7 protein-coding genes and 1 pseudogene are annotated in these 8,497 nt (G+C 38.9%); 3 read left to right on the top strand and 5 right to left on the bottom strand.

The window, feature by feature from the left end; genetic code table 11:
* Positions 1-2 precede the first annotated feature (2 nt).
* The 5 genes and pseudogenes from cysS to LEUFL_RS0101095 all read right to left on the bottom strand — a co-directional run bounded on the left by cysS (position 3) and on the right by LEUFL_RS0101095 (position 5,806).
* Positions 3-1,412, bottom strand: a complete 1,410-nt coding sequence (cysS, locus tag LEUFL_RS0101115; protein WP_010006923.1) for a cysteine--tRNA ligase — start codon at positions 1,410-1,412, stop codon at positions 3-5.
* 118 nt (positions 1,413-1,530) lie between these two features.
* The gene (locus tag LEUFL_RS0101110) at positions 1,531-2,076 is read right to left on the bottom strand and encodes a biotin transporter BioY (RefSeq protein ID WP_010006922.1); all 546 of its coding nucleotides are present in this window, start codon (positions 2,074-2,076) and stop codon (positions 1,531-1,533) included.
* A gap of 164 nt (positions 2,077-2,240) precedes the next feature.
* Entirely contained in the window at positions 2,241-3,740 is a 1,500-nt protein-coding gene (gene gltX / locus LEUFL_RS0101105; RefSeq protein WP_010006919.1) for a glutamate--tRNA ligase, read from the bottom strand.
* 129 nt (positions 3,741-3,869) lie between these two features.
* A pseudogene (gene radA, locus LEUFL_RS10830) lies at positions 3,870-5,236 on the bottom strand (DNA repair protein RadA).
* A 30-nt stretch (positions 5,237-5,266) separates the two neighbouring features.
* Positions 5,267-5,806, bottom strand: coding sequence for a dCTP deaminase/dUTPase family protein (locus LEUFL_RS0101095; protein ID WP_010006918.1), 540 nt, complete (start codon positions 5,804-5,806; stop codon positions 5,267-5,269).
* Positions 5,807-5,913: 107 nt separating this feature from the next.
* On the opposite strand from LEUFL_RS0101095, the gene LEUFL_RS0101090 reads away from it, so the two are divergent.
* The 3 genes from LEUFL_RS0101090 to LEUFL_RS0101080 all read left to right on the top strand — a co-directional run bounded on the left by LEUFL_RS0101090 (position 5,914) and on the right by LEUFL_RS0101080 (position 8,413).
* Positions 5,914-6,201: a GNAT family N-acetyltransferase gene (locus tag LEUFL_RS0101090; protein ID WP_010006917.1), complete on the top strand. Its 288-nt coding sequence runs from the start codon at positions 5,914-5,916 to the stop codon at positions 6,199-6,201.
* The gene (rpiA, locus tag LEUFL_RS0101085) at positions 6,198-6,878 is read left to right on the top strand and encodes a ribose-5-phosphate isomerase RpiA (RefSeq protein WP_010006915.1); all 681 of its coding nucleotides are present in this window, start codon (positions 6,198-6,200) and stop codon (positions 6,876-6,878) included. The genes LEUFL_RS0101090 and rpiA overlap by 4 nt, the downstream gene beginning before the upstream one ends.
* A 104-nt stretch (positions 6,879-6,982) precedes the next feature.
* Positions 6,983-8,413, top strand: coding sequence for an aspartate ammonia-lyase (locus LEUFL_RS0101080; protein WP_010006914.1), 1,431 nt, complete (start codon positions 6,983-6,985; stop codon positions 8,411-8,413).
* The last annotated feature ends 84 nt before the right edge of the window (positions 8,414-8,497 follow it).

The raw sequence follows: 8,497 nt of genomic DNA, 5'->3' as shown, positions 1-8,497 counted from the left end.
GATTATGCTTTATGCCACCGTTGACCTTGTGCAGTATCTTCAACAATAATATCTTGCAATTTTAAGATATCTCGAATGCGATCACTTTCAGAAAAGTCCTTATTTTGGCGTGCAATAACGCGTTGCTCTAATAATGATTGTTGTTCTACTGTCAATTGTTCAACTGGCATTAACGTTTCAATACCAAATACCTGCATCAAAGCTGTCATCGTCTCCAAAAGCAGCATTGCTGTATCACGTTGAATGATGGCAGCTTCACTATACGTATTCGCTAACGCAATTAACTCAAAAATGGCTGCTAAAGCATTTTGTGTATTAAAATCATCGTCCATTGCTGCAATGAATTGTTTTTTATATTCATTAATGTCAGATTCAACAGCTTCATTACGGCCATCTTTTGAATCCTTCATTCTAAAATGCAAATTACGATAAGCGGTACGAATACGATCTAACTCAACACGCGCTTGCGTTAGAGTATCTTCTGAATAATTAATTGGGCGTCGATACTGCGTCGTTGATAATAAATATCTGATCGTCATTGGGTCGTCATAACGTTCTAACATATCATGCAACGTGATGAAATTGCCCAAGGACTTACTCATCTTCTCATCATTAATATTAACAAAACCATTGTGTAACCAATAATGAACAAATGTCTGCCCTGTACGCGCCTCAGATTGAGCGATTTCATTCGTATGGTGTGGAAAGGCCAAATCAATGCCACCACCGTGAACATCGATGGTGTTGCCAAGATACTTTTGCGCCATCACTGAGCATTCTATATGCCAACCTGGACGGCCATTGCCCCAAGGTGAGTCCCATGAAATCACACCTGGTCGATTTTCTGACTTCCAAACCGCAAAGTCCAACGCGTCTTCTTTCTTTGCTAATTCTTCTGGGTCTAATCTTCCCGACGCACCCGCTTCTAATTCATTCAAATCTTGATGCGCTAAAATACCATAACCTTTAAACTGACGCGCACGGAAATAAACATCCCCATCAGCTTCATATGCATAGCCTTTAGCAATTAACTCTGACACAAATGAAATGATGTCAGGAATCACTTCAGTGGCCTTAGATCTTACTGTTGCCGGCTTAATATTTAATGGCAATGTATCATTTTCAAAAGCCTGCGCATACTTTTCAGTTATTGTGGCTTCAGAAACACCTTCTTCATGCGCACGATTGATAATTTTGTCATCAACATCTGTAAAGTTGGATACATAATTCACTTCGTAACCACGGAATTCAAAATAACGTCTAATGGTATCAAATGCAATGGCTGAACGTGCATTCCCAATATGAATATAGTTATAAATAGTAGGACCACAAACATACATGGTAATTAAATTAGGCTGAATCGATTTAAAAATTTCTTTTTGGTGGGTCAATGTATTATATACATGAATCATGGTGGTTGCCTCCTAGTAAATAATTAAATTGTACCCTGAAATAGCGGGTATTCAAAATATTTATCCAAAATAAAAAGCAATGCTCAAATCATCGCTTTTTATATTGATTAACAACGCATCACATTAAAATGCTCGTTTTCAACTGTGTATGGCGCAACCTGTCAAAAATCAAAATGGCAATAACCGTCTTGATAATATCACCTGGTACAAAAATAAGATTAGCAATCAACGCTTCTTTTAATGGTAAATGTGTACTGTAACTCATCCACAAAATACCAATACCTGTCACGATAACTAATGACACGATTAATAAACACAACCATACTTGCCATATCTTTTTAGCAGACACAACCTGAATTAGTAATGATACACATATTGGCGTTAATAAGTAGCCAAGTAAATAGCCACCCGTCGGTCCTGTTAAAACAGCCATACCACCTCGTCCGCCTGGTAGTACAGGTAACCCTAAAGCGGCTAGTATGAGGAATATGGCAACACTAATTGTGCCATATTTTTTCCCTAATATAAGCGCAATCATCATGATACCAAGATTCTGTAACACAATCGGTGCAGGTATAAAGCCTAATGGAATCGGTGGTATCAAACCCAAAACAATTAATACCGCCGTCATCAATGCCACCATCGTTATTTCTTTTGTCTTCACAATACACTCCAACTCCAGCGCTGTGCAATATTTTAGATACTACACTGCGTTTCTCATTTTTAAAGGTTGTTAATTGTTACCTTTATTATTAATATAGGGTAACATATAAAAAGATACCTTGCAAAATAAAAAAGATTAGCTTGCGCTAATCTTCTATCATACTTTTAATCTAAATATTTTGCCTTAACATCTGCCATAGTTTGAAGTACATTTTGTTTGTCTAACAATACTAACATTTCTGGTAAATTAGGACCTTGAACTTCATGTGTTGTTGCAATACGAATTGGATTCCAAAGATTACGGCCTTTGATTTCTAATTCATTTTGAATGCCTCGAATAGCGCCCATATAATCCGCTGCTGTTGCCGTTAATGGTAAGGCTTCATAAGCCGTTTGCCATGCTGCGAACACTTTGCGCCCTTCTTCTGACGTTAAATATTCAATCATTTCATCGGTCAAAGGCTCACGTAATTCAAAGAATGGTCGGCGTGTAATATCAACAATTTCTTGTGTATAAGCAATCCCATCTACACCAGCAACATCAATCACTGATTTTAACCATTCTACTTTTTGATCGGCATCCTGTTGTGAAATCAAATCAGCTTTCACCAATTCGCCAATCAACTGTGGCATCACTTTATCCTTGTCACGACGCATCCATTGGTTGTTAATCCATTCCAACTTCTTTTGGTCAAACTTAGCATTCGCCTTGCTCAAACGTGTTTCATCGAACATCTGGATAAATTCTTCAACTGAGAAAATCTCATCTTCGCCCTTTGGTGACCAACCAAGCAAGCCAATAAAATTAAACATTGCTTGCGGTAAATAACCCAGTTCACGATATTGCTCAACAAACTGTAAGACATCTTCATCACGCTTTGATAACTTCTTACCTGTAGCGCCGTTAATAATCAATGCCATATGACCGAATTTTGGAATTGCCCATCCCAAAGCTTCATAAATCATCATTTGCTTAGGTGTATTAGAAACATGATCATCCCCACGTAATACATGTGATATTGCCATTAAATGATCATCCACAACTACGGCAAAGTTATACGTTGGCATACCATCTGCTTTTTGAATGACCCAATCACCACCAACTTCTTTGGCACCAATTTCAATGTGTCCTTTAACGATATCATCCCAAGCATAAACTTTATCTTCAGGTACACGGAAACGAACAACTGGCTTTAGCCCTTGAGCTTCAAAGTCAGCATATTTTGCTTCGCGTTCAGCATTGCTTAAGCCTTCGTATTCGTAAACATAGTGTGGTGCCTGTTTGGCTGCTTGTTGTGCTTCGCGCTCTGCAGCCAGTTGTTCTGATGTTTTATATGACTTGTAAGCTAAGCCCTTTTCTAATAAGGCTTCAATATATTCTTGATAAATCCCCTGTTCGTTACGTTCAGATTGACGATAAGGACCGTATTCACCAGAAAAGTCAGGTGCTTCATCCCAGTCAAGACCTAACCATTTCAAGTTATCTAACTGTGATGTTTCACCATCAGCGATATTACGCTTTTGATCGGTATCTTCAATACGGATAATAAACTTACCGTTATAGTGGCGGGCAAATAACCAGTTAAAGATTGCTGTACGGGCGTTTCCAATGTGTAAATGTCCAGTTGGAGAAGGTGCATAACGCACACGAATTTCTTCTGTCATGATGTTATAAACTCCTAAATTTTAGTCTGTCATGATTTGCAATTAAGATGCAGAATCAATCCTATGACATAATGTCAATCAACAACCAGTATACAACAAAAGTATGATGATTCCCTTTAGAAATCGTGTTTAATTAATGGCTAATTGCAAGGCCTCGTTAATCGTTGTGACGCCAACCACATTTAACCCGTCTGGTAAAGTAACACCTGTTAAATTATTTTTGGGAACAATAGCACGCTTGAAGCCTAATTTATGCGCCTCTTTTAGCCGTCCTTCGATATCTGTAACGCTACGTACTTCGCCAGTTAACCCAATTTCCCCAATAAATATATCACTTGGTTGAGATTCTTTATCATGATATGAACTGGCAATCGCAATCGCAATCGCCAAATCAATGGCTGGTTCATCCAGCTTCACACCACCAGCAGCTTTCAAATACGCATCTTGATTTTGCAATAATAAATTAGCTCGCTTCTCTAAAACTGCCATAATCAACGATACACGATTACGATCTAGACCAGCAGCTGTTCGTTGTGCATTACCAAAAACCGTTGGTGTAACTAAAGCCTGTAATTCCACCAAAATAGGACGTGACCCTTCTAAGGCCACTACAATAGCGGAACCGGTTGCACCGGCTAGACGTTCTTCCAAAAAATTTCCGATGGGTTTTTAACTTCTTGTAAACCACCATTACGCATTTCGAAAATGCCTAATTCGTTAGTCGCCCCAAATCGATTTTTAACCGCTCGAAGAATACGGTATTTATAGTTACTGTCACCTTCAAAATAAAGTACTGTATCGACCATATGTTCTAAAATTTTAGGTCCTGCAATCGCACCTTCTTTTGTCACATGTCCCACAATAAAGACTGTAATATTATTGGTTTTGGCGATTTGTAACAAATCTGCCGTTACTTCTCGAATTTGCGATACTGATCCAATTGCGGACTGAACATCTGGTTCTTGCATTGTTTGTACTGAATCAATGACAACAAAGTCAGGAGATAGTTCATCAATTTGTTTTTTGATAGCCACCATATCAGTTTCTGGATATAAATAAAACTCATCGTTACCAACCCCTAACCGATCCGCACGCAACTTCACTTGCTGCGCACTCTCTTCGCCGGTAACGTACAGAACACGACCTTGATGTGCCAATTGACCTGATACTTGAAGTAACAGGGTAGATTTTCCAATGCCTGGATCACCACCGATCAATACCATCGATCCAGGGACAACGCCACCACCCAAAACACGGTTAAGTTCTTGTAGTTTTGTCGCGACACGCGGTGTTGATTCAGACGTTACCTCATTGATTTTTTCCACTTTTGCTGAGCGACCGTCTAAACTAACACGACTTTTGCGATCATTTGTATCCGGTTGGATTTTTTCTTCAACAAAAGTTCCCCACTCACCACAATTAGAACAACGTCCCAGGTAACGCGCAGATACAAATCCACAATTAGAACAGATAAATTGCGTTTTTACTTTTGCCATTTTGCCTCCCAAAATATCGTCAATTAGTGTTTAATTCGTTGACCCAAATCCACCGACACGGACTGTTTTGTCATCATTAGCATCGCTATCTGCTAGTAAATAAGGTAGAAAGATACCTTGTCCGATACGTTCACCCTTTTTGATATGTACATCACGGATACCAAAGTTAATAAACTGGAAAAAGATTTCCCCTTCGTTGTTATCATTATTATAATAATCAGCATCCACAATACCCACAGCATTTGGCATCATAATACGTTTTTTAATTGGTCCAGAAGAACGTGATACCAACTGTAGATATTCGCCTTCTTGCATATATGCTTTGATACCTGTTGGCACAAGTACTGGCTTCAATAATTGTTGTAAATCCTCATTATCACTCACATTTTTTAACTTACCAAGTGAAAAAATATTTAATCCTCTAAAAAATGGATTACTTAAAACGCTAGGTAACGTTATATCTTCTGATGCTTCAAAATCATATCCTGCTGCTTGCTGTGTTGCGCGTTTAGGTAGGTTTACCTGAGCATCTTGATAACGGCTCACTACTTCAAATCCACGAATTGTCATAAAATATTAGTTCCTTACTTAAGTTAGTTATCTATCTATTATACGATAAATGATTTGAAACCTTCAGAGATTTAAAGGATAATAAAAGAAAAAAGGCGGTATTGATTATGGAAAATATCCAACGTGATACACATCGTTATTTCATTGCTGATGCTAGCGGTCGTATTCTGGCTGAACTCGACTACGCATACATCAATCATGACATGACCTACACTGTAGACAGTATCTTTGTTTCTCCTGAATTACGTGGCCAAGGCATTGCCAGTCAGTTACTTGATGCGATTGTCACTGATGCTAAGTCAGAAGACAAAACAATTAAAGCCGTGTGTCCCTATGCCAAGGCAGCCTTTCAACGTTATCCAGAAAAATACCAGGAGATTGAATACAAGCCATGAGTCAAGATACCCAAAAAGCTATCGCTGGTAAGCGCGCCGCTCAGTTTGTTGAAAACGATATGATAGTCGGAATTGGTTCAGGTTCAACTATCGCCCACGTCATTACTGAATTAGGTCGTCGTGTGGCTGAAGAAAATTTAAAGATTGTGGGTGTTCCCACTTCTGAACGTACACGTCGCACAGCTGCTAAACTTGGTATTCCCATGTACAATGTCGATGATGTGGACCAAATCGATTTAACAATTGATGGTGCCGACCAAATTGATGATTCATTTGCAGCAATTAAAGGTGGTGGTGCCGCACTGCTATGGGAAAAAATTGTTGCGGTAAACTCAAAACGTAACATATGGGTAATTGATGAAAGCAAGCGTGTTGAAAAATTAACCCAATACCTACCTGTAGAGGTTATTCCATACGGATCAGACCAACTATTTCGTCGTTTAGAAAACGATGGACTACAACCAACTTGGCGTCTTGATCAAAATGGCAATCCAGTCCGAACTGATTCTGCTAATTTTTTGATTGATTTACACTTACCCGCCATTGAAAGTCCACAAGATCTCAGCCATTTGTTATCTGAAATGGTAGGTGTCGTTGAAGACGGTCTCTTCTTAAATATCGTGAATCAAGTTGTTATCGGTACAGATACTGACTCTAAAATTATTGACGTCAAATAGCAGTGTGATACTGCTATTTTTTTATGTCAAAAATGCTAACACGTTTTACTTAGTCTATCTGCTTTAACGTTAAAATAATAAAAACTAAAAAGGCTAGGTTCATCATGCGCAACGAAGTTGATTCAATTGGTTCATTGTCTCTACCATCTGACGTTTATTACGGTATTCATACACAACGAGCATTAGATAATTTTCCGATTACGACTCAAGTTACCCATCCCGAGTTGATTCGTGCTTTTCTCCAGATTAAACAAGCTGCTGCTCAAACTAATGCAACGTCTGGTAGTTTACCACGACCATTAGCTAAACATATTGTTGCTGCGGTTAAAGTGTTACTATCACGTCCCATTGATTTAAAGCAGTTTCCAATTAGTGCAATTCAAGGGGGCGCAGGCACCAGTACAAATATGAATGTCAATGAAGTTATTGCTAACACTGCTTTAGAGATGGTGGGCCGTGAACGCGGTGATTATCAGTACATTCATCCTAACGACCATGTCAATATGGGGCAAAGTACCAATGACACTTATCCAAGTGCTGGAAAAATTGCCTTAATCCGACTTTTAGCACCGCTATTTACTGAGCTAGATGCACTTATCAACAGCCTATCTTATAAGGCAGAATCGTTTAAATCTATTTACAAAATGGGGCGAACACAACTCCAAGATGCAGTACCGACAACACTGGGCAATAGTTTTCACGCTTTCTTAAAGCCGTTACAAAGAGATTATCAACGCCTACAAGCTGCCGAAAAAGCATTACACAGTATCAATCTTGGTGGGTCAGCTATTGGTTCTGGTATTAATGTCAGCTATCATTACCAAGTTCATGTTGTGGATAATTTAGCAAGTATCACGCACTTATCCCTTGAACAGACTAGTGATTTATTTGATGGTACCCAAAATGCGGACGCTTTCGTCATGCTCTCTAGTCAATTGAAAACATTAGCTGTTAACCTATCAAAGATGGCTAATGATTTACGTTTATTAAGTTCTGGACCACGATCTGGATTTTTAGAAATTAATCTACCCGCTAAACAGGCCGGATCATCAATTATGCCAGGTAAAGTGAACCCCGTCATTCCTGAAGTCGTCAATCAAGTTGCTTTTGAAGTTTTTGGTTTTGACGCAACAGTCACTGCAGCTGCAGAGGCCGGTCAACTGGAATTGAATGCCTTTGAACCCATTATGTTCAAAAGTCTTTTTGCTAGTATTGAACATCTCACTCACGCGATGACAACTCTACGACTAAACGCTATCGATGGGATTAGCGCTAATCGTCAACGTCTCGCGCAAGATATTGATCTCTCTACGAGTTTTGCAACGGCTATGTCACCTATCATAGGTTACAATGCTGCATCTAAACTCACTAAATCTGCCTTAAAAACAGGTAAAACCTTACGGCAAATCGCCACGCAACAAGACTTGTTTACCGACCAACAATTAGAACATATTTTCCGTGTAGAAGAGCTCGTTATCAACGCACGAACCCCAGAACACGGTTTAGTGTTCCAAGCACCTAAGGATGAGAATTAATTAACCATTGTAAGCGTTTTCTGTAATAAGTCAATTATGCTATAATAATTATGGTTTAGCTTTGAGTTGTTTTGTACTAAAGTC

This window comes from Leuconostoc fallax KCTC 3537 (assembly GCF_000165675.1).
Classification (GTDB): domain Bacteria; phylum Bacillota; class Bacilli; order Lactobacillales; family Lactobacillaceae; genus Leuconostoc_B; species Leuconostoc_B fallax.
Note: the sequence above shows the minus strand (reverse complement) of the source record. Positions and strands in the feature narration are given on the sequence as shown.